Here is a 23,207-nt window from a genome sequence, read left to right as displayed (position 1 = left end):
TGGCACCTGCGGCTAAATCATGCCGGCCTTGCGGCATGAAGGAACAATTTGGGGTCAGTCGAGAACCCGGACACAGTCTATAGAAGCGTCAACGCCGCGCACATTAACCCTTGGTCGCGTCGTAGGCTAGTTTTGCCTGCACTACAGCACCAGCAATTGATGCCAATGACGCCGTATTCACTTGGTTTTTCGGCGTTCAGACGATCAAAAGCCTGACTGGTTCGCGTGACAAAGCCTGTATCGGTTCGAATCACAAAAAATGCACCGATGTCATGTTTCTCGGCGTAATCCCAACCACGCTCGGGGCCGAGAATCAGCAACAGCGACGATAAGCCATCGGCCATCAGCGTCGAAGGATGAATCACCGTGACGGACGCCAGGGTATGGGTGATCGGTGCACCGGTTAGGGCATCGAACGTGTGGGAATAGCGCCGGCCATCCTGCATGAAATAATTGCGGTAGTCGCCTGAGGTCGAAACACCGTTGCCGTTCAGCACAATCACCCGCTCGACAACCTGCTGGTCATCGCGCGGCTCCTCCAGCGCAATCTTCCAGGGCGTACCGTCGAGTTTCTTGCCAACGGCCTTGAGCTCGCCCGTGGCATCGGCGATGAAGCTGTCGATGCCCATTTCCTGCAACTTCGCAGCGATCCTGTCGATGGCGTAGCCGGCGCCAATGCTGCCGAAGTCAACCTCGACCGGCGCGTCTTTGCACAATTGATCGCCTTCAATCCGCAGATGAGCATAGCCGACGCGTTGTCGGGCCAGAGCCAAGGCCTCGGCGCTCGGGACTTTTTCATCGCGCGATTGTGGGCCAAACCCCCAAAGGTTCAGCAGCGGTTCTACCGTCAGGTCGTAGGAACCATCGCTCGCCTCTGACAGCTGCTCGCCAACCTTAACCAACTGCAAGACCGGCGCCGGCATTGGCTGACAGCTATTGGCCGGCAAACCGTTGAAGCGCTCAATGTCGGAGTCACTGCGGTAGGTGGACATCTGCCGGTCGATCTCGGCCAGAATCAACTCGACCTGCTTCTGCACCTCGACCGGCCCGGGGGTACCCGGATGGCGGATGTATTTGATCGAATAAGTGCTGCCCATGGTCGGGCCGCCAAAGCTTTCCATCGAGTCGCCATTGCCGCACCCCGACAGAATCCCCATCAATACCACCAGACCAGCCAGCCGCCCGCTCAACACATTCACGCTCCCCCAATGCCCCCTGACAGAACGCCAAGGCTGTCCATTATGCGATAGAAGTGTGGGAGCGAGCTTGCTCGCGAAGAACGATAACGCGGTTTACCTGATAAACCGCAGCACCCCCTTCGCGAGCAAGCTCGCTCCCACATGATCGGCGTTGCCCGCCTCATCGTTTTAATTCGTTCAAGTCCGTGAATCACACCGGCTAATGGCTATAACGTTTAAGCAGCACGCTAACTATTGGTTGCCTACCGTTCTTGTTACACATATCGTTACAAAACTGTTCGCGGCACCGGCACAGACCATACCCGGCAGTGAGGATGTTTCAAGACCAGGGATTTCTAACAAGACAGCCAAAGTGAGTAAGATCAAATGGCCTCGACTACGGGCAAAGGCAAAGCGATATTTCGCGTTGTCAGCGGCAACTTCCTAGAGATGTTCGACTTCATGGTCTACGGCTTCTATGCCACGGCCATCGCCAAAACCTTCTTCCCCGCCGACAGCGCTTTCGCTTCCTTGATGTTGTCGCTGGCGACCTTCGGTGCCGGCTTCCTGATGCGTCCACTGGGGGCGATTTTTCTCGGTGCCTACATCGACCGTCACGGCCGTCGCAAAGGCCTGATCATCACCCTCGCGCTGATGGCCGCCGGTACAGTGCTGATTGCCTGTGTGCCGGGTTATGCGACCCTTGGCGTCGCTGCGCCGCTGATCGTACTGTTCGGCCGCTTGCTGCAAGGCTTCTCGGCCGGCGTGGAACTGGGCGGTGTGTCGGTATACCTGGCAGAAATCTCGACGCCTGGCCGCAAGGGCTTTTTCGTCAGTTGGCAGTCCGCCAGCCAACAAGCAGCGGTGGTGTTTGCCGGTTTGCTGGGCGTAGGCCTCAACCACTGGCTGAGCCCTGAGCAAATGGGTGACTGGGGCTGGCGCGTACCGTTCCTGGTCGGCTGCATGATCGTTCCGGCGATTTTCATCATTCGTCGTTCCCTGGAAGAAACCCCTGAGTTCCAGGCGCGTAAACATCGCCCTTCCCTGCAGGAAATCGTCCGTTCGATTGGTCAGAATTTCGGTATCGTGCTGGCCGGCATGGCGCTGGTGGTGATGACCACTGTGTCGTTCTACCTGATCACCGCGTACACCCCGACTTTCGGTAAAGCCGAACTGCATCTGTCGGACTTCGACGCGTTGCTGGTGACAGTGTGCATCGGTCTGTCGAACTTCTTCTGGTTGCCGGTAATGGGTGCGCTGTCCGACAAGATCGGTCGTAAACCGCTGCTGCTGGCGGCGACCATTCTGGCGATCCTGACCGCCTACCCGGCGCTGTCCTGGCTGGTAGCCAACCCGAGCTTCAGCCATCTGCTGATCGTCGAGTTGTGGCTGTCGTTCCTGTATGGCTCGTACAACGGCGCAATGGTCGTGGCCCTGACCGAAATCATGCCGATTGAAGTCCGCACCACCGGTTTCTCCCTGGCCTACAGCCTGGCGACCGCGACCTTCGGCGGCTTCACCCCGGCGGCCTGTACCTACCTGATCCACGTGCTGGACAACAAGGCTGCACCGGGCATCTGGTTGAGCGGCGCTGCGGTGCTTGGCCTGATCGCAACGTTGGTACTGTTCCGTGGCAACCGGCATGAGTTGCGGACTGCGCAGGCTGCAGTAGTCGGCGGCGGCGCCTGATAGATCGAAATCGCGAGCAAGCTCGCTCCCACAGGTTCAGCGGCGTTCACACAATCGTGATTACACTGCAACTCCAATGTGGGAGCGAGCTTGCTCGCGAAGAGGCCCGCCAGAACACCACAAATCATCGGTTCGCCATTTTCACAGACTGACTCCACCCCCCGCCCAGCGCCTTGTACAAGTCCACCTGATTGATCTCCCGCGCCAGCTCCAATTGCGCGAGCTTCTGCTGCGCGTCGAATAACGAACGCTGTGCATCCATCGTCGAAAAATAGCTGTCCATCCCCGCCTCGAAGCGCAATCGGGATTGTCGGTAGGCTGCTTGATAATCCCCCACCAGACGCTTCTGATAGTCGACCTGGGTGAGCATTTCCTGACGGGCGTTGAGGGCATTGGCAGCTTCGCGGAAAGCGTTCTGCACCGTGGCTTCATACGCCGCCGTCTGCCCGTTGAACCGCGCATGGCTGGCGTCCACCTGCGCCTTTCGCGCACCGCCGTCGATCAGGGTCAACGACCCCGCCAGAGCCACCGACCAGAACTCGGCCGGCGCACTCAACAATCGCGAAAAATCACCGGTCAGACCGCCTACCGCCGAGGTCAGCGAAAAGGTCGGGAAGTAAGCGCTACGAGCTGCGCCAATGTCCGCGTTGGCCGCTCGCAACAAGGCTTCGGCCGCCATGATGTCGGGCCGCCGCGCAATCAGTGACGATGGCAACCCGGCGGGCACATCGGCGGTTGCCAACTGCTCACCCAGCACGCCAGTGGGCAACAACCCAACCGGCACCGGCTGCCCGACCAACACCTGCAGCGCATTCATGTTCTGCGCCACCTGCATGCGGTACGTGTTGATCTGAACCGCCGCCGTGTTGGTCTGCGCATCCGCCTGGTGAACATCGATTTGAGCACTGGAGCCCAGGTTGTAGCTCTTGCGCAACAACTCACCGTAGTGGTCCTGGGACTTGTAGGTATTTTGTGCGAGGTCGAGCAGATTCTGATTGGCCTTGAGGCTAAGCCAGGTGCTGGCCACTTCACCGATCAACGCCAGGCGAGCCGTCTGATAGTCCGCCTCGGTCGCCTCGAAGCGTGCGCCTGCGGCGTTTCGCTGACTGCGGATGCGCCCGAACAGGTCCAACTCGTAAGACGTGAAGCCACCGCTGGCCTGAAAGGTGTTGGACGTGCTGCCTGAACTGACGCCGCCTCCCTGCGTCCTGACCTGTGACGGAAACTTGCTGCGGCCGGCGTAGGTGTTGAGTCCGATGGAGGGAAACAGCCCGGATTCGGCACCGGCGTACCCTGCCCTCGCCTCCTCGACGCCCGCCTCGAACTGACGCAGGCTGCGATTGTTCTTCAACGCCAGGTCGATCAACTGGCGCAGTCGGTCATCGAGCACGAAGCCGTGCCAATCCTTGTCGAACGCCTGTTTGGCGCTGCAACAGTCGCTGGCCGAACTGGCTGGCCATTGCTGATCGATCGGCGCCTCCGGTTTCTCGTATTTGGGTTCCAGAGAACAACCGCCGAGCAATAACAGCGACATGAAACATGAGGTGGATAAGCGTCTGTTCATGAGGCGCACCTACAAACGTTGGCCGAGCAAGGCTCGTAACGGAGTGAGAAGGAAAGCCCAAAGACCTGAGCGGGTAGTGCTGATTTGCGGCAGTGGTTGCTGACGCGAACGGAGGCTGATCGGGCGTAAACCAGGCAGTGAGCTGTAGGACGGCGCCTTGACCGGCCGCCACGAAGGCGGCGCCGTGCGCTTCTCGCCGAGCAACGAACGCCGCAACAAGGTGCCGAAAGCCAGGCCTGGTTCAGCCTTGCCGACCACGTTGACCGGCGCGTCACTGAACAGCCGCGCGATCAGCCGGCGCCGAAGCGTTTCGTCAAGGTCGACGAACCTCAAGCCCAAACGGTCCTCGCCGTGATGACGCATGACCTCGACATCCAGCCAGCCAAGTTTATTGATCCACACCTGACCCCGCAGCCCGGGCTTGATCAATGACGCAACGGCACAGGAAATGGAGGCGCCACTCAGCGAAATATCCACCAGTTGGCACGCCAGGGTTTTGCCGGCGAAGCGCAATCCACTGGGTTTATCGAAAGGAAAGCGCTCTTCGCCGTGCAAGCGCGGCCGGTCAACACACGCCACCAGGGTGGCCAGGTTGTAGATCAGCGCGACCACCGTCCAGCACAGGTTGAACAGCATATTGCCGTCGAACGCAGCCGCGTTGCTGATGGTGATGTAAGCGCCTATTTGCGAGAACAGTGTCAGCGCAAAAAAGAATCCGAACAGTTTCCAGTGGACCGTTGTGCGTGAACGATCCAGGCCCTTTGCCGTGACCTTGAAGGGTCGCCCGAACGGCCGGACCATGGCGCTGATGATCGTCGCTGTCACCGCCAGTGAGGCGACGATTTGGGTGACCTCGGTAAAAATCGGCAAGGTTCGCCGATCAGTGACCCACGTCCCGTAGCCCCAGAATGCAATCAACGCCGGCATGCCGAAGGCCATGAAATCCGCCGGATGGGCGTAGAACCCGGCAATACCGAAATACCAATACAACACCGGCGACACCAGCATCATCAGGATGAATGGCTTGGAGAACCAGTGCATCAAGCCATGCACGAAGTGCAGCCGTTCATTGAGTGAGTAGCCACGACCGCGCAAGGGGCCCTCTTTGAGCAGCGCGACCTGGATCGTCCCCAGGCACCAGCGCCCACGCTGATTGATGTACTCGGTCAACCCCTCGGCGGACAAACCGATCGACAGTCGCTCATTCAACCAGCGGGTGACGTAGCCTTTTTGCTGCAGACGGAGGCTGGTGTAGATGTCTTCGCAGACCGAACCCGTCGGAAAGCCACCCATTTCAGTGATCAGATCACGCCGCACGACAAACGAAGTGCCCACGCAAAACGCGGTATCCCAACCATCCTTGGCCGGCTGGTAGACGTCGAAGAACACTCGCTGCTCATCGACCCAGCAGTTGGATGAACCGAGGTTGTGCTGAATCGGATCGGGGTTGTAGTAGAACTGCGGCGTCTGCACCAGGCCGACCTTGGGATCTTCGAACAATCCCAGGGTGCGCATCAGGATCGGCTGCTGCGGGGCGAAGTCGGCGTCGAGCACCAGTATGTACGGCGCATTGCTGCTGGCCGCCGACAGACGCAGGCCGTTGTTCAGGTTACCGGCCTTGGCGTGGGAATTGTCGGGACGTCGAGCATACTGCACGCCGACCTCGGCGCAGTAGTCGCGCAACCAGTCGCGGCGAGTGTCGTCCAGCACCCAGATGGTCACGTTGGGGTAGTCGATCGCCTGGGCGGCGATGATGGTTTTTTCCAGGATCTCGAGGCCTTCGTTGTAGGTGGCAATGAACACATCCACCGCCGGCACCGAGTGGCCCAGAGCGCGCAAGCGTTGCTCCCCGGCATCGGCACTGGCGTGGTGATCCGAGCGACAGAGCAGGACGATGATCGAAAATAGCGTGTAGCCGATCGCCAGCATTTCGAAGAACAGGAACGTGTAAGCCCAGACCGTGGCAAACCCGGAGTGCCCATCAGGCAAGGTGTCGCGAATCCGCCAGGCCACGTAATTGATCAACAACAGCGCGGTCAAGGCTCCGAAACCGGCACGTGCCGCCCATTGATCACGGTGTGTCAGGCTGGCGAACAGAATCACCGCGACCACGGTCCAGAAATTGATTTGCACAAGTTGCAGCGTGTCCAGTGCCTGCATGTCAGTCAGCCTCTTGAAAACCGGTAAAGGGGTTGATGCCGGTGGCAGCGATCGCAGCCCAAGCTGTAGCGCCCAAGTGAGGCAGGTGGTAATAGAAAAAGTCGTTGGTTGTTGAGTCCGGGCCGATGGCCAACCCGGTACTGATACGCGGGGCGGGTGTTGCAAACAGCCAGCCATTGCCGGCCTGTTGGGCCAGCAACACATTCCACAGCGGCTGCGCCTTTTCCTTCATACCGCTCAAGCCCGCCACGGCGGCGGTTTGCGCGGTGCCTTCGGTCCATAAACCGTCCGGGTCGCGGTTGAAGCCATACCCGGCACCCGAGCGGTGCGCCTGATCGATAAACGTGAAGACGCGCCGCCAGTCCGCCGGAGGATCACTCAAGGCGATCAGGGGCCAGATCTGTGCATCCAGTCCCGAACGCTGGCGATCCGAGGTTCGACCATCCTGCCCGGTACCGATCAGAAAGCGCCCCTCCCCCGCGTCCCACTGACTCGACACGAATTGCCGGGCAATCTGCGCCTGATGCGCCGAGCCCGGGTCGGGTGCAACCGTGTTGAGTGCAGCCCAGGCCGCCGCCAGGTCGACGTTGTGTTCGGTGGACTTCCAGGTCTGCTGGATCTGCTTGGGGAAATACCCGTAGTAACCGCCGCTGAAACCCGCCGGAGCCTGTCCGTCATAAGTGTTTTTCCCGGACCACTGCAACACTCTGCGAGCGGCCTCCAGATAAGAGGAATCACCGCTCTGGCGCAACGCCTCCAATAACGCCAACGCGGCCCAGGCCTGATTACCGGTGGCACTGCTGACCTGATAGGCGTCCTGATTCCAGGCATTGCGCTCGATGCTCCAATAACCTGGCAGGCGCATCGACGACGAACCCACCGGGCCTGCCGCGTAGGCATTGCGCAAGCGTCCATCCTGATATTCCGGGTCGTGGGTCGTAGCGAAGGCCAGCGCGTCGGCAATCCGTCGCGCCGACTCGGCTTTGCCGCAGGCAAACAAGGCGATGCTGGCCAAGGCGTTGTCGTAGGTGAACGCAACCCCGCGTAACGCCTGGATTGGCGCCGGCTGACCATCCAGCGGCGGGTAGCTGGCCAGCAACACCGGCCCCGCCGCTTGCGATTGCACCGCATGATCCAGCGCTGCACACGTCATCGCCGCCAATTGCGGCTTGGCCGGCGTCGCCAGCGCAGATCCCCCGCTGCTCATCAGCATCACCCCGATCAGGCCCGGCAGCCACGGCCATTGCGCAACGTTGCGCGGACTCATGAGTGAGACACCTCGGCGCTGGCCCACAGCCCTGGATTGCAGGTCATGGCGCGCTGGCTGTCGGTGAGGTCAGCGGCAAAAGTACCGACGACGTACACCGAGTTCTGCTCGGCATACGGGAAAGGAACGCTGTAGCTGTTAGGGCGAATATCCTTAGTGCTGGATAACAACTGCACGACATTGGCCTTGAGTGGTTCGTCCAGGCCATGGATTCTCACCGTCAGGACACTGTCGTGATCAATCTTGCTGGCCATCCGTTCGGGAAACACTGCGACGACATAGCTTTCTTGGCAGTTGGTGGCGCGCAGCAAGGTCGACCCGGCTTGCACCACCGTCCCTTGGGGCGCCAACAGCTCTTGAACCGTACCGGACGAATACGCCGTGACCTCATAGCCAGCCGTCAACTTGACCCGATTCTGTTCGGTTTCGATCAGGTGGTTGAGATTGTCGAGTTCGCGTTGATAGGTCTCGCGGTTGCGGGCCTGATTTTCCAGGCTCAGTTTCAGGGTGGTCATCTGCGCGCTGAGGTCGAACATGCGCAACTGATCGGGGTCAAGGTAGACCTGCTTATTGGCGGCATTGACATCACCGTCATTGATTTGCAGCTGTGAACGGACAGACTCTGCCGCGCCTTGTAACGAGGCCAACTTGGCTTTCGAGGAGGCGACCACCGCGCCACTGACCGCCCCTTGAACGAACAACTCAAGGTTGCGGTCGACGGTTTCCTGCGCGTCCGTCAATCGGGCGCTGGCGGCACTGCTCTCGGCCTTCAGCGCACGTTGCGCATAGAGCTGACGAGTATGAAACGCCGATTGATAGCGCTGACTGGTTTTCTCCAACTCGTCGTAATACTGCTGGTCGTGCTCGGCCTGGCTGGCCGATGATGATAGCTCCTGCTCCAGGGTCAAACGCCGGGTTTGCAGGGTCAACAATGTCTCCTGGTTAGCCCGCGGGTTTTCAACCACCGCAATCTTCTGGCCCTGGGCAAAGGTCGAACCGGGTTTAACCTCAAGCGAATTCACCACCCCCTCGATGGGTGTCGTCAGCAGAATGACCGGCGCATTCAAAATTGCCCGTGTCGCCGATGTCGACACCAGCGGCATCAGCAACGTCGAGAGCAACAGCCAGATGATAAATACCAGGACACCCAAGCCCACCAGACGCGGCAACAGGGACCATGAAAAAAACCTTGAGCGTTCTTCTGCCATGTTTAATTCTCCCAATAAGCCATGAATACACACGGCTATATGTCAGCACTGCGCAGCCGTCATGCCCGATTAGAACGTAACCGCAAAACACATTAAGCAGGATCAACGAAAGCGGATCATCAACTCCCCGAACAGCAATAAAGCCCGCACGGCTTATTTAGATTCAGTGTGATGTGAGCAGGAATAAGTTCCCTGTCTTTTTGGAGTATTAGTTGCCATCATGACGCACATTAAAACGCCACCATCTTTAAAATAGCACTGCCAAAGTTGTGCCAAAGTTTTGAAAATTACCGTGAGTACTTGCCCGACAATACAGGCCATTTGCTGTCACCCAGCCCCGGTCGGTGCCGGAACTGTCAGGGGGAGACACTAATTTCAGCACTAGTCGCTGTCAAGCATCGACCCATTCAATAAAATGGCGTCAATTATTGAACGCACCCTGTATTGGATCCATATAAAGCAAGTAACAACACTCCCCCATTGCAACTGCTTATTTTATTTGAGGATTTTTTTATTATTGAATTTTTATAGCCGTGACCTGTCGGGATTTACAGTGTTCTGATTTGGCACACATCAAGAACAAAACGATATAACTACATCGCACCGACCGGACATAGCAGATGACACATGAACACTTCCAATTTAATAGATGATGTCTAATGGCTCCTTATAATGAACCGCTGCACATGAAAACGCCCCGACAAGTCAGGGCGCTTTCATGTGCAGCCAGGGCTTAGCGCAGCAACGCTGGCGGGGTCACACCGGCCGCCACTCAGTTCTCTGCCAGTTCACTCAGGATTCGATGCGCCAGGCGCACCCGGGGTTCGTTGGGGTAGCTCTTGTTGGCCAGCACCACAATGCCAAACTTCTTCTCGGGGACGAAGGCCACATAAGCAGAGAACCCGCCGGTCGCCCCCGTCTTGTTGACCCAGACTGCCTCCTGTGGCGCCAGGGGCGGGTTTAATGCCGTGACGACATGACTGTCGTAAATCATCTTGTCGGCGTTGCCTTCAAGCAGTGCACTCAGTTGCACCGGATAGCCGTACTGCTCCCAGATCAGGTCTTGAGTCATCGGACCTACCTGGAAATAGCCCTTGTGCGTCTCCATCAGCGCGCGACCGAGTTTTGCTTCGACCTTCGCGACGCCCAGATTGGCCTCGACAAAGCGAATCAGGTCCGTGGAGCTGGTTTTTACCGAGTAGGCCTCGTCACCCAGCACACCTGGATTCAACCTGACCGGGACATCCTGCTTGTTGTAACCCTGAGCATAGAGCGACAGCTTGCTCGCCGGGACGTTGATGAAGCTGTTGGGCATTCCGAGTGCCGGGAAGAGTCGCTGTTCCAGCGCCACCGCGAACGGCATCTTCATGCTGATTGCGGTAATCATGCCCAACGCCCCGATGCTGGGATTGGCATAGGTTCTTTGAGCGCCCGGCGCATACGTCGGCTGCCATGCCTTGAAGTAGTCCATCAGCTGTTGGTTGTTCTGTACCTGATCAGGTACCTGCAAGGGGAAGCCGCCTGCGGTATGGGTCGCCAGGTTGATCAGCGTCGCTTTATCGAACGCGCTACCCGCAAGCTCGGGCAGGTACTTGCCGGGGTGGTCAGTGAGTGAAAGCTGACCGTTGACCTCGGCGTAGGTCGCCAGGGTGACCGTGAAGGTTTTACTGATCGAGCCGATTTCAAACAGTGTGTCGCTCGTGACCTTCTGCTGTGTTTCCTTTGAGGCCACGCCGAAATTGTAGAACTGCTGCTTGCCATTCGCGGTCACCGCAATGGCCAGGCCGGGAATGTTGTACTGCTGCATGACTGCCTGGGCAGCATCTTGCACGACGCTGTCGATATCCGACCGCTGGGCATTCGCCATGGCGAGGTTGCCGAAAGAGACGGTGGCCGCCAGCAATAGCAATGTTGCGCAAGGCTTTGCGATAAAGCGCATTCAAATCGTCCTCAAGTCTTTGTATTCGCGGACAAATTTATCATCTTGATACAAAGGCTCCAGAGGCGATGTATCACAGAACATTTCGCCGACTCCGCAGGCCGGCCAGACAAACCGTACAAACAAAAACGCCCCGACAAGTCGGGGCGTTTTCAGGTGCAGCTAAGGCTTAGCGCGGGAATGCTGGCGGGTTTACACCGGCCATGTCTTCCATCACACGAACCACCTGGCAGCTGTAACCGAATTCGTTGTCGTACCAAACGTACAGAACAACGCGGTTGTCTTGGCAGATGGTTGCTTCAGCGTCCACAACACCGGCGTGGCGCGAGCCAACGAAGTCGGTGGAAACCACTTCCTGCGAGTTGACGAAGTCGATTTGCTTATGCAGATCGGAGTGCAGCGCCATGTAGCGCAGGTACTCGTTCATCTCTTCACGGGTAGCGGCTTTCTCAAGGTTCAGGTTGAGAATGGCCATCGACACGTTTGGCGTCGGAACGCGGATCGCGTTACCGGTCAGCTTGCCGGCCAGCTCAGGCAGAGCCTTGGCAGCAGCGGTAGCAGCGCCGGTCTCGGTGATTACCATGTTCAACGCGGCGCTACGACCACGGCGATCGCCCTTGTGGAAGTTGTCGATCAGGTTCTGGTCGTTGGTGTACGAGTGAACCGTTTCAACGTGACCGTTGACGATGCCGAACTTGTCGTTAACAGCCTTGAGCACCGGCACGATGGCGTTGGTGGTGCAAGAGGCGGCGGAAACGATCTTGTCGTCAGCGGTGATTTCGCCGTGGTTGATACCGTGAACGATGTTCTTCAGCTTGCCTTTGCCAGGTGCGGTCAGAACAACGCGGTCGATACCCGGGCAGGCCAGGTGCTGGCCCAGGCCGTCGGCGTCACGCCATACACCGGTGTTGTCCACCAACAGAGCGTCTTTAATGCCGTACTGGGTGTAGTCCACTTCAGTCGGGTTCTTCGCGTAGATAACCTGGATCAGGTTGCCGTTGGCGGTGATGGTGTTGTTGGCTTCGTCGATGGTGATGGTGCCGTTGAACGGACCATGAACCGAATCGCGACGCAGCAGGCTGGCGCGTTTGACCAGGTCGTTTTCAGCGCCTTTGCGCACAACGATGGCGCGCAGACGCAGGCCGTCGCCACCGCCGGTTTTTTCAATCAGGATGCGCGCCAGCAGACGGCCGATACGACCGAAGCCGTACAGTACAACGTCAGTGCCTTTGCGTGCGGAAGCGTTCTGCTGGCCTACAACATCGGCCAGTTCTTCACGGACGAACTGCTCGGCAGTGCGACCTTTGCCTTCGGCCTTGAATTTGACCGCCAGCTTGCCCAGGTCTACCGAAGCAGCGCCGAGCTTGAGCTCGCTCATCGCTTTGAGCAGCGGGAATGTTTCGTGAACGGACAGTTCGGCGTCATCGGACTGACGATGGCGAGCAAAGCGGTGAGCTTTGAGAATCGCGATGACAGACTGGTTGATCAGGCTGCGGCCATAGATCGAGCTCACCACGTTGTTATTGCGGTAAAGCTGACCGATAAGCGGAATCATCGCTTCTGCGAGTGCTTCACGGTCGATCCATTCACCAAGACACTGGTCGGGCTTCTGAGTCACGGGAACCTTCCACATGTAGGGGCTGAAAAAAGGGGCTACATTATGCCGCCGAGTCGTCTGCGGAGCAATGCACGCCTATCGCAACATGGTTTTCCTTTCGTCGGCGGTAGTCTGCAACTGACAGCCGGCACCTTCGCCCGCTACAATTACCGACTTTGTCGCAACGCTGGAGCTCAACCTTCCGTGCCCGTTCTGCGTCTACCGCTTCTCCCTGCCGCGGCAGGTAAACAGCACTGGGGCAACCTGCCCGGTGCAGCCCTGAGCCTGGCCATCGCCGAGGCTGCCAGCGCTGCCAAGCGCTTTACCCTGCTACTGACCGCCGACAGCCAAAGTGCCGAACGGCTGGAACAGGAGCTGAGTTTCTTCGCCCCCGATTTGCCGGTGCTGCATTTCCCGGACTGGGAAACCCTGCCTTACGACCTGTTCTCGCCGCACCAGGACATTATATCGCAGCGCATCGCCAGCCTGTATCGCCTGCCTGAGCTGAGCCATGGCGTTTTGGTAGTGCCGATCACCACCGCCCTACATCGCCTGGCACCGACCAAATTCCTGCTCGGCAGCAGCCTGGTGCTGGACATCGGCCAGAAACTCGATGTCGAGCAAATGCGCACGCGGCTGGAGGCCAGCGGCTACCGCTGCGTCGACACGGTGTATGAGCACGGCGAATTTGCGGTGCGCGGTGCGCTGATCGACCTGTTCCCGATGGGCAGCAAACTGCCCTACCGCATCGACCTGTTCGATGACGAAATCGAGACCCTGCGCACCTTCGACCCGGAAAACCAGCGCTCCATCGACAAGGTCGAATCGGTCCGGCTGCTGCCCGCTAAAGAATTCCCGCTGCAAAAAGAGGCCGTGACCCGCTTCAAGGCACGCTTTCGTGAGCGCTTCGATGTCGATTTCCGTCGCTGCCCGATCTTCCAGGACCTGAGCAGCGGGATTACACCGGCCGGTATCGAGTACTACCTGCCGCTGTTCTTCGATGAAACCTCGACGCTGTTCGACTACCTGCCGCAGGACACCCAGGTGTTTTCCCTGCCGGGCATCGAACAGGCGGCGGAGAATTTCTGGAACGACGTGCGCAACCGCTACGAAGAGCGCCGCGTCGATCCATCCCGGCCATTGTTGCCGCCGGCCGAACTGTTCCTGCCGGTGGAAGACTGCTTTGCACGCCTCAAGAGCTGGCCACGGGTGGTTGCCAGCCAGCAAGACGTCGAAACCGGTGTCGGCCGCGAACGCTTCCCGGCTACACCGTTGCCGAACCTGGCCATCGAAGCCAAGGCCAACCAGCCGCTGGAAGCACTGTCGAACTTCCTCGACGGGTTTCCCGGTCGCGTGCTGTTTACCGCCGAGTCGGCCGGTCGCCGTGAAGTGCTGCTGGAACTGCTCGAACGCCTGAAGCTGCGGCCGAAAACCGTCGACAGCTGGCCGGATTTCGTCGCCAGTAAAGAACGCCTGGCGATCACCATCGCACCGTTGGACGAAGGCCTGCTGCTGGACGATCCGGTGCTGGCACTGATCGCCGAAAGTCCGCTGTTCGGCCAGCGTGTGATGCAGCGTCGTCGTCGCGAGAAACGCGCCGACGCCAATAACGATGCGGTGATCAAAAACCTCACCGAACTGCGCGAAGGCGCACCCGTGGTGCATATCGATCACGGCGTTGGCCGTTATTTGGGCCTCGCGACTCTGGAGATCGAAAACCAGGCCGCCGAGTTCCTGACCCTCGAATACGCCGAAGGCGCCAAGCTTTATGTGCCGGTGGCCAACCTGCATTTGATCGCCCGCTACACCGGCAGCGACGATGCACTGGCGCCGTTGCACCGCCTCGGTTCCGAGACCTGGCAGAAAGCCAAACGCAAAGCTGCCGAACAGGTACGCGACGTCGCCGTCGAACTGCTCGACATCTATGCTCGCCGCGCGGCCCGTGAAGGTTATGCCTTCGCTGACCCGAAAGCCGATTACGCAACCTTCAGCGCCGGCTTCCCGTTCGAAGAAACCCCGGACCAGCAAACCACCATCGACGCGGTACGCGAAGACATGCTCGCGCCAAGACCGATGGATCGACTGGTCTGCGGCGACGTCGGCTTCGGCAAGACCGAAGTGGCGATGCGCGCGGCATTCATTGCCGTGCACGGTGGACGTCAGGTGGCGATCCTGGTGCCAACCACCCTGCTCGCCCAGCAGCACTACAACAGCTTCCGCGACCGCTTCGCCGACTGGCCAGTGACCGTGGAAGTGATGAGCCGCTTCAAGTCGACCAAGGAAGTGAATGCCGCGGTCGCCGACCTCGCCGAAGGCAAGATCGACATCGTCATCGGCACGCACAAGCTGCTGCAAGATGACGTCAAGATCAAAAACCTCGGGCTGGTGATCATCGACGAAGAACACCGTTTTGGTGTTCGTCAGAAGGAACAGCTCAAGGCTCTGCGCAGCGAAGTCGACATCCTGACGCTGACTGCCACGCCGATTCCGCGCACGCTGAACATGGCGGTGTCGGGCATGCGCGATCTGTCGATCATCGCCACGCCGCCGGCGCGACGCTTGTCGGTGCGCACCTTCGTCATGGAACAGAACAAGAGCACGGTCAAAGAGGCCCTGCTCCGTGAGTTGTTGCGTGGCGGTCAGGTCTATTACCTGCACAACGATGTGAAAACCATCGAGAAATGCGCCGCCGATCTCGCTGAACTGGTGCCGGAAGCACGGATCGGTATCGGTCACGGGCAGATGCGCGAGCGCGAGCTCGAACAGGTGATGAGCGACTTCTACCACAAGCGCTTCAACGTGCTGATCGCCTCGACCATCATCGAGACCGGCATCGACGTGCCAAGCGCGAACACCATCATCATCGAGCGTGCCGACAAGTTCGGCCTGGCGCAGTTGCACCAGCTGCGTGGCCGCGTCGGTCGCAGTCACCACCAGGCTTACGCCTACCTGCTGACACCGCCGCGCCAACAGATCACGCCAGACGCGGAAAAACGTCTGGAAGCGATCGCCAACACCCAGGACCTCGGCGCAGGCTTCGTGCTTGCCACCAACGACCTGGAAATCCGCGGCGCCGGCGAATTGCTGGGCGACGGTCAGAGCGGGCAGATCCAGGCCGTCGGTTTCACCCTGTACATGGAAATGCTCGAGCGCGCGGTGAAATCCATCCGCAAGGGCGAGCAGCCAAACCTCGATCAACCGCTGGGTGGCGGTCCGGAGATCAACCTGCGCTTGCCGGCGCTGATCCCGGAAGACTACCTGCCGGACGTCCATGCACGACTGATCCTCTACAAACGCATCGCTTCGGCGACCGACGAGGATGGCCTCAAAGACCTGCAAGTAGAGATGATCGACCGCTTCGGCCTGCTGCCGGAACCGACCAAGAACCTGGTGCGCATGACCTTGCTGAAACTGCAGGCCGAGCAACTGGGGATCAAGAAAGTCGATGGCGGACCGCAAGGCGGTCGTATCGAGTTCGGCGCGCAAACGCCGGTCGATCCGCTGGTGCTGATCAAGCTGATTCAGGGGCAACCCAACCGCTACAAATTCGAAGGCGCCACGATGTTCAAATTCATGGTGCCGATGGAACGCCCGGAAGAGCGCTTCAATACATTGGAGGCACTGTTTGAGCGCCTCACTCCAAAAACTGCTTGAAGGACGCCGCATGCGCCTGTTTCGCTCATTGACCCTGTTGTTGACCCTCGTCGCCCCGACAGCGTTTGCCGACAGCCTGTATCAGGTTGAAATGATCCTGGTCCGCCAGAACGCCGTACCCGCCAATGTCAGCCGCGCCGCGCCCGAGGATTGGGCTGCCGGCGCGCGGCCGGTAAACCCCGACAGCCTGCGTACTCCAAGCCTTAACGCCGAGGCGCAGAAGCTGCGCGCAAGTAGCGATTACACGGTGCTGCTGCACAAGGCCTGGCAACAGAATCTCGGTGAGACCGAGAGCAAAGTCTCGATCAGCGACGGTAAGGAACAGTTCGGCCAGTTCCCGATCGAAGGCACGCTGAACCTGAAACTCGGCCGCTTCACCGACGTCGACGCGAACTTCTGGGTCAACCAATTCAACGCCAATGGCCTGGTCACCACCAGCGAACGCCTGAAGCAGCAAAGCCACACTAAAAACGGCCAGCTCAACTACCTCGACAACGGCCACCTGGCCCTGCTGATCAAAATCACTTCGCTGACTGCACCTGCGCGTCCGCCAGTCCCTGACGTTCTCCCGGACTGATTGAAGTCCCTATGCCCCCGAGCCTGAGCAAACCCCTGGCCCCTTCCTGGGTCAGTCGATTCAAGGAACAAAGCCTGGAACGTGGCCGCCGCTACGCACTGGAAAACCGCGCAAGGATCGTCGAGGCCGGCGACAGCACCATCACCGCCAGTTGCGAAGGCTCTGGCGGCAATGTTTACCGTCAGACCATTACGCTGCGCGAATCCGCCAAAGGCACTCTGTTGTTGGTCGATGCAACGTGCAGTTGCCCGGTGCGCGTTAACTGCAAGCATTGCGCCGCGGTGCTGCTGAAAGTCCAGGAAACCCTTGAGTACCCGGCCGCTACCAAAGATGCCGAGCTACTGGAAAAGCTTCAGGCGGTGCTGGAAAATCGCACGCCCGCCCCGCTGCCGCAACAGCTGGTGGACAACGTGCAACCGGTGCCGCGCCTGTGGCTGGCGAGCATCGAGTTCAGCGCCTTCGAACCGCGCAACGGCAAAATGCAGCGCTACATCCAGCACCGTGCCGCGTTGTCCTTCAGCTATCTGGATGAATACGTCAGCGGGCAGAAAAATGCCGACATCCTGATCCGACAGGAACAGCAAACTTTACGGATCAAACGCCAGCCGGACGTCGAAAAAGCCTACCGCGAACAGCTGCGAATCCTCGGCTTCAAAGTCGCGACAAGGCAAAGCAAAGCCTTGCCGGAAAGTGCCGGCGAACTCTATGAGATGGTCAACGACAGCGCGTGGCTGACCTTTACCCTCAATGAACTGCCCAAGTTGCGCACCCAAGGCTGGGAACTGCAGATTGACGAAGACTTCGGCTTTGACCTGACAGCGGTCGATGACTGGTACGCCACGGTCGAAGAGGCGCCGGAACGCGACTGGTTTGATCTGGAACTGGGGATTATCGTCAATGGCGAGCGCCTCAGCCTGCTGCCGATCCTGCTGAACCTGATGCGCTCGCACACCGAGATTCTCAACCCGGAACGCCTGGCCAGACGCCGCGACGACGAGTTGATCCTGGTGAACATCCCGCACCGTCCGAACTCCGAATACGGCCCGTTACAGGTCGCGCTGCCGTTCGGTCGTTTGAAGCCGGTGCTGGCGACCCTCGGCGAGTTCTACTTGCAAGAGCCCGGCGAAACCCGATTGCGCCTGAGCAGCGCCGACGCCACCCGCCTGAATCCGCTGGAAGATATGCCCTTGCTCTGGGAAGGTGGCGAGCACATTCGCACCTTCGCCCAGCGCCTGCGCGACATCAAGGACTACACCACCGAGGCGCCCGAAGGCCTGAATGCCACGTTGCGGCCTTATCAGCTTGAAGGCTTGAGCTGGATGCAGTCGCTGCGACAACTGGAAGTCGGCGGCATCCTTGCGGACGACATGGGCTTGGGCAAAACCCTACAGACCCTGGCGCATGTGCTGACCGAGAAAAACGCCGGACGCCTCGACCGGCCGTGCATGGTGGTGATGCCCACCAGCCTGATTCCCAACTGGCTCGATGAAGCGGCGCACTTTGCTCCACAGCTCAACGTACTGGCGCTGTATGGCGCCGGCCGTAAAAAACACTTCGAGCATCTGGCCAAATACGATCTGATCCTCACCACCTATGCGCTGCTGCCCAAGGATGTCGAACGTCTGGCAGCGCAGCCATTGCACGTACTGGTGCTCGACGAAGCGCAATACATCAAGAACCCCAACAGCAAGGCCGCTCATGCGGCGCGAGAGCTCAACGCCCGCCAGCGCCTGTGCCTGAGCGGCACACCGCTGGAAAATCACCTGGGTGAGCTGTGGTCGCTGTTTCACTTCCTGCTGCCCGGCTGGCTGGGCGACGTGAAAAGCTTTAATCGCGATTACCGCGTGCCGATCGAGAAACGCGCCAGCGACGTACGACTGCAACACCTGAACGGTCGGATCAAACCATTTCTGTTGCGCCGAACCAAGGAACAGGTCGCCACTGAACTGCCGCCGAAAACCGAGATCATCCATTGGGTCGAGCTCAACGAGGCGCAGCGCGACGTTTACGAAACCATGCGCCTGGCCATGGACAAAAAAGTCCGCGACGAGATCACCCGCAAAGGCGTGGCTCGCAGCCAGATCATTATTCTTGAAGCGCTGCTCAAACTGCGTCAGGTGTGCTGCGATCTGCGCCTGGTCAATGAGGCTGCCCTGCCCACACGCGGCAGCACCTCGGGCAAGCTCGACAGCCTGATGGAAATGCTTGAAGAGCTGTTCGAAGAAGGCCGTAAAATCCTGCTGTTTTCACAGTTCACCTCGATGCTGTCGCTGATCGAAGCCGAGCTGGATAAACGCGGCATCGCTTACGCGCTGCTGACCGGGCAAACCCGCGATCGACGTGCGCCCGTGAAAGATTTCCAGAGCGGAAAACGGCAGATTTTTCTGATCAGCCTGAAAGCCGGTGGCGTTGGCCTGAACCTGACAGAAGCCGATACGGTGATTCACTACGATCCGTGGTGGAACCCGGCGACGGAAAACCAGGCCACCGACCGGGCTTACCGGATCGGCCAGGAGAAGCCGGTGTTCGTCTACAAGATGATTGCTCGTGGCACCGTCGAGGAGAAAATCCAGCATTTGCAGAAGGAAAAATCCGACCTGGCGGCCGGCGTACTGGACGGGCGTACGACCGGGGACTGGAAGCTGCAGAACGACGATATCGAGGCGTTGTTTGCGCCGTTGCCGGATAAGTCGAAGATTTAGCAGCGACTGCAAGATCGCCATCGCGAGCAAGCTCGCTCCCACACTGGACCGAGTTCTGACGCAAGACTCTCGGCATACACTGATCTAATGTGGGAGCGAGCCTGCTCGCGATGGGGTCAACTCGGTGTAACGGATGCTCAGCCCTTCAACACCCGCGCCAGCGTCGACTTCACCTTGCCCATCCCGTCATGCAGCGCCTGTTCGATCTCGGCCATGGTAATCACTGCCGTCGATTTGCCCGCAGCCGGGTTCACCACCAACGCCAGACACGCGTAATCCAGTTCCAGCTCACGGGCCAATGCGGCTTCCGGCATGCCGGTCATGCCGACGATATCGCAACCATCACGTTCCAGACGGGCGATCTCGGCAACCGTTTCCAGACGCGGCCCCTGCGTGCAGGCATACACACCATGACTGCTGTAAGCACAGCCTTCAGCCGCCAACGCAGCAATCAACTGCTCGCGCAACGGTTCGCTGTAGGGGTAGCTGAAATCGATGTGGGTGACCTGCTCCAGGTCATCGGCAAAATAAGTGTGCTGGCGACCGCTGGTGTAGTCGATCAACTGATGGGGCACACAGAAATGTCCGGTGCCCATGGCGGCATGAATCCCACCGACCGCGTTGACCGCCAGAATAGCCTGCGCGCCCGCCTGCTTCAGCGCCCACAGGTTGGCCCGGTAATTCACCTGATGCGGCGGAAAACGGTGCGGATGGCCGTGACGGGCGAGAAACAGCACTTCACGCCCGGCGTACTCACCGATCTGGATTTCGGCCGACGGCGTACCATACGGCGTGTCCAGGGCCAGTGACTGGCGAATGCTCAGACCTTCGAGCTGGGTCAGACCGGTACCACCGATAATCGCGTAAACCGTCATTGCAAAAAGTCCTTAATCAATCAGTTGGGCATCTTTGAGCGCGCCAAGGGCGGTAAGCCAACGCGGATCCTGTCGATAATCAGTGCTGGCAAACGCCTGGCTACGCATCCGCGCGATGCGTGCAGACGGTTTGACCTTCAAGCGCTGAGCCGCGCTCAGGGCCAGTTCGGCGGCCGCACGATCATTGCACACCAGGCCCATGTCGCAACCGGCAGAAAGTGCCGCTTCGATCCGGCTGGCAGCGTCGCCGACCACATGGGCACCGGCCATCGACAGATCGTCGCTGAAGATCACCCCGTCAAACTGCAACTCGCCGCGCAGGATGTCCTGCAACCAGCGGCGCGAAAAGCCGGCCGGCTGCGAGTCAACTTGCGGATAGATCACATGGGCGGGCATCACGGCCGCCAACTGCTTGCTCAAGCGCGCGAACGGTACGAGGTCCTTGGCGCGGATTTCATCGAGACTGCGCTCGTCATTCGGAATCGCGACGTGAGAATCTGCCTCCGCCCAGCCGTGGCCGGGAAAGTGCTTGCCGGTAGCCGCCATGCCTGCGCTGTTCATGCCGCGAATGAACGCCCCTGCCAGCAAGGCTGCACGCTCCGGATCGCCTTCGAACGAACGGGTACCGACCACGGCGCTGCGCTGATAATCGAGATCCAGTACCGGAGCGAAGCTCAGGTCGAGGCCGACGGCCAGCACTTCGGTCGCCATGATCCAGCCACACTGCTCGGCCAGGTATTCGGCGTTCGGGTTGTCAGCAATCGCCCGCATCGCTGGCAGACGCACGAAGCCCTGTCGCAGGCGCTGCACCCGGCCGCCTTCCTGGTCCACCGCCAACAGCAGGTCGGGACGCACCGCGCGGATCGACGCACTCAACTCGCGAACCTGACGAGGATGCTCGATATTGCGCGCAAAAATAATCAGGCCGCCCACTTCGGGCTGACGCAACAGTTGGCGATCTTCAGCCGTCAGCCAGGTACCGGCGACGTCCACCATCAACGAGCCTTGCAGGCCAGCAGTCATAGAAATTCCTTGATAACGAAAAGCGCGCGCAGCGCATCTTTGAAGAGCCCGGCCCGATACAGGCACACGACTTCGCCGCCAAGGGCGATGCCCGGCGGAACGTGGTCGGTAAAAGAGAAATCGAGCGGGTCTGAAACGAGAGTCGGCATGGGCGGCTAGCTTAGCGGATGTAAGCTGCCGCGCCCACCCGTGTGCGGTTAAACCTTGGCGGCCACGGGTGCCGATTTGCTGCGAGGACGCAACTGGGCGCTCGCCATGGCATCGTCGGTGACGCCGGTTTCGGCGCGCATGCCAGCTGCCAGGAACGGCACCATCAGACGCATCACCTGCTCGATCGAGGTGTTCACCCCGAAATCGGTCTCGGCGATTGCACGCAAGGCCTTGATCCCCGACATGCTGAACGCCGCGGCACCGAGCATGAAGTGCACACGCCAGAACAGCTCGATAGGCGGAATACGCGGCGCGGCATCATTGACCAGCATCATGTAACGACGGAACACCTTGCCATACATGTCTTCCAGGTAACGACGCAAGTGCCCCTGGCTCTGGCTGAACGCCAATCCCAGCAGGCGCATGAAGATAGACAGGTCATTGCCGCTGCGTGGCTGCACCACGAGGGCTTGTTCGACGAGAATTTCCAGCAGCTCTTCGAGGCTCGGCCTGTTGTCCGGCTTGGCCTGACGGCGCTCCAGCTCGCGATCGAGGCTGCTGCAGAAAGGCCCGAGAAAACGCGAGAAGACCGCTTGAATCAACGCCTTCTTTGAGCCGAAATGATAGTTCACCGCCGCCAGATTGACCCCAGCCTTGCTGGTGATCAGCCGCAATGAAGTTTCGGCAAAACCTTTTTCCGCGAACAACTGCTCGGCAGCATCGAGAATGCGTTCAACGGTTTCCGACTGGGCCATGGCTACTCCGCCTGACAAACACTTGTTTGAAACATACGTTTCAGCCTGTGCATTGTCAAGCCTGCCAGTTCGTTTTGCGAACGGTCGGTCAGCTATTTAACCATACAAGTCGGGAGCTGTAGCCAGTCCTACAGACAGCGAGCTGACGATCTGTAAACCGACCGTCCAGCGGCCGGGTAAAAAAGGAGGATTGCCAAGATCACTTCACTGTATATAATCCCAGTCACTGTATAAAAAGACAGAGCGATCGACATGCTAAAACTGACGCCACGCCAAGCTGAGATTCTGGCTTTTATCAAACGTTGCCTCGAAGACAACGGCTATCCGCCAACCCGCGCAGAAATCGCCCTGGAGCTTGGCTTCAAGTCGCCTAACGCGGCTGAAGAACACCTCAAGGCACTGGCGCGCAAAGGCGCAATCGAAATGACGCCCGGCGCTTCGCGCGGCATTCGCATCCCGGGCTTTGAAGCCAAAGCCGATGAATCCACTCTGCCGATCATTGGCCGGGTTGCTGCTGGCGCTCCGATTCTTGCTCAACAGCACATCGAAGAATCCTGCAACATCAATCCTTCCTTCTTCCATCCACGCGCCGACTATTTGTTGCGCGTTCACGGCATGAGCATGAAGGACGTGGGGATTTTCGACGGCGACCTGCTCGCCGTGCACACCACCCGTGAAGCCCGTAACGGCCAGATCGTGGTTGCACGGATCGGCGACGAAGTGACCGTCAAACGCTTCAAGCGCGACGGCAGCAAGGTCTGGTTGATTGCCGAAAACCCCGAGTTTGCCCCGATCGAAGTGAACCTGAAAGATCAGGACCTGGTGATTGAAGGCTTGAGTGTCGGCGTCATTCGCCGCTAAAGGAGGCG

General features: G+C 59.3%; 16 protein-coding genes. 5 read left to right on the top strand and 11 right to left on the bottom strand.

What is annotated here, in order from left to right; translation table 11 throughout:
• Positions 1-77 precede the first annotated feature (77 nt).
• A complete protein-coding gene (locus BK659_RS15280; protein WP_259740272.1) occupies positions 78-1,157 on the bottom strand; it encodes an FAD:protein FMN transferase in 1,080 nt (359 codons plus the stop codon).
• A gap of 408 nt (positions 1,158-1,565) precedes the next feature.
• Between BK659_RS15280 and tcuC the strand changes: the two genes are divergently transcribed.
• On the top strand, positions 1,566-2,867 hold the full coding sequence (gene tcuC / locus BK659_RS15275) for an MFS transporter (protein ID WP_123425858.1): 1,302 nt from the start codon (positions 1,566-1,568) through the stop codon (positions 2,865-2,867).
• A 124-nt stretch (positions 2,868-2,991) separates the two neighbouring features.
• Here tcuC and BK659_RS15270 read toward each other — a convergent pair whose 3' ends face one another.
• The 6 genes from BK659_RS15270 to BK659_RS15245 all read right to left on the bottom strand — a co-directional run bounded on the left by BK659_RS15270 (position 2,992) and on the right by BK659_RS15245 (position 12,638).
• Positions 2,992-4,431, bottom strand: a complete 1,440-nt coding sequence (locus BK659_RS15270) for an efflux transporter outer membrane subunit (protein ID WP_123425857.1) — start codon at positions 4,429-4,431, stop codon at positions 2,992-2,994.
• 9 nt (positions 4,432-4,440) lie between these two features.
• Complete coding sequence (locus tag BK659_RS15265) at positions 4,441-6,591, bottom strand: glycosyltransferase family 2 protein (protein WP_123425856.1); 2,151 nt, start codon at positions 6,589-6,591, stop codon at positions 4,441-4,443.
• Between the two features lies 1 nt (position 6,592).
• Positions 6,593-7,858 carry a hypothetical protein gene (locus BK659_RS15260; protein ID WP_123425855.1) on the bottom strand — a complete coding sequence of 422 codons (1,266 nt, stop codon included), beginning with the start codon at positions 7,856-7,858 and terminating at the stop codon, positions 6,593-6,595.
• The gene (locus BK659_RS15255) at positions 7,855-9,066 is read right to left on the bottom strand and encodes an HlyD family secretion protein (RefSeq protein WP_123425854.1); all 1,212 of its coding nucleotides are present in this window, start codon (positions 9,064-9,066) and stop codon (positions 7,855-7,857) included. Before BK659_RS15255 ends, BK659_RS15260 begins: the two co-directional genes overlap by 4 nt.
• Before the next feature lie 772 nt (positions 9,067-9,838).
• Positions 9,839-11,005, bottom strand: coding sequence for a class C beta-lactamase (gene ampC / locus BK659_RS15250; RefSeq protein ID WP_123425853.1), 1,167 nt, complete (start codon positions 11,003-11,005; stop codon positions 9,839-9,841).
• Between the two features lie 169 nt (positions 11,006-11,174).
• Positions 11,175-12,638, bottom strand: coding sequence for a glyceraldehyde-3-phosphate dehydrogenase (locus BK659_RS15245; RefSeq protein ID WP_123425852.1), 1,464 nt, complete (start codon positions 12,636-12,638; stop codon positions 11,175-11,177).
• 168 nt (positions 12,639-12,806) lie between these two features.
• On the opposite strand from BK659_RS15245, the gene mfd reads away from it, so the two are divergent.
• The 3 genes from mfd to BK659_RS15230 are packed head-to-tail and all read left to right on the top strand — an operon-like array spanning position 12,807 to position 19,535.
• A complete protein-coding gene (mfd, locus tag BK659_RS15240; RefSeq protein WP_123426093.1) occupies positions 12,807-16,256 on the top strand; it encodes a transcription-repair coupling factor in 3,450 nt (1,149 codons plus the stop codon).
• A gap of 10 nt (positions 16,257-16,266) precedes the next feature.
• Positions 16,267-16,833: a CsiV family protein gene (locus tag BK659_RS15235; RefSeq protein WP_123425851.1), complete on the top strand. Its 567-nt coding sequence runs from the start codon at positions 16,267-16,269 to the stop codon at positions 16,831-16,833.
• Between the two features lie 11 nt (positions 16,834-16,844).
• On the top strand, positions 16,845-19,535 hold the full coding sequence (locus BK659_RS15230) for a DEAD/DEAH box helicase (RefSeq protein WP_123425850.1): 2,691 nt from the start codon (positions 16,845-16,847) through the stop codon (positions 19,533-19,535).
• Positions 19,536-19,672: 137 nt separating this feature from the next.
• Here the strand turns inward: BK659_RS15230 and BK659_RS15225 are convergent, their stop codons facing one another.
• Genes BK659_RS15225 through BK659_RS15215 form a run of 4 tightly spaced genes read right to left on the bottom strand, consistent with a single transcriptional unit; the run spans position 19,673 to position 22,338 of the window.
• Positions 19,673-20,410 carry an S-methyl-5'-thioinosine phosphorylase gene (locus tag BK659_RS15225; protein ID WP_123425849.1) on the bottom strand — a complete coding sequence of 246 codons (738 nt, stop codon included), beginning with the start codon at positions 20,408-20,410 and terminating at the stop codon, positions 19,673-19,675.
• A 12-nt stretch (positions 20,411-20,422) separates the two neighbouring features.
• Entirely contained in the window at positions 20,423-21,433 is a 1,011-nt protein-coding gene (nagZ, locus tag BK659_RS15220) for a beta-N-acetylhexosaminidase (RefSeq protein WP_123425848.1), read from the bottom strand.
• Positions 21,430-21,582 (bottom strand): hypothetical protein, encoded by a 153-nt coding sequence (locus BK659_RS27760; protein WP_185015377.1) that lies wholly within the window; start codon positions 21,580-21,582, stop codon positions 21,430-21,432. Before BK659_RS27760 ends, nagZ begins: the two co-directional genes overlap by 4 nt.
• A 48-nt stretch (positions 21,583-21,630) precedes the next feature.
• Entirely contained in the window at positions 21,631-22,338 is a 708-nt protein-coding gene (locus BK659_RS15215) for a TetR/AcrR family transcriptional regulator (protein ID WP_123425847.1), read from the bottom strand.
• 252 nt (positions 22,339-22,590) lie between these two features.
• Between BK659_RS15215 and lexA the strand changes: the two genes are divergently transcribed.
• Complete coding sequence (gene lexA / locus BK659_RS15210; RefSeq protein ID WP_019692743.1) at positions 22,591-23,199, top strand: transcriptional repressor LexA; 609 nt, start codon at positions 22,591-22,593, stop codon at positions 23,197-23,199.
• The last annotated feature ends 8 nt before the right edge of the window (positions 23,200-23,207 follow it).

The sequence above is a fragment of the Pseudomonas brassicacearum genome, assembly GCF_003732225.1.
Lineage (GTDB): Bacteria > Pseudomonadota > Gammaproteobacteria > Pseudomonadales > Pseudomonadaceae > Aquipseudomonas > Aquipseudomonas brassicacearum_E.
Note: the sequence above shows the minus strand (reverse complement) of the source record. Positions and strands in the feature narration are given on the sequence as shown.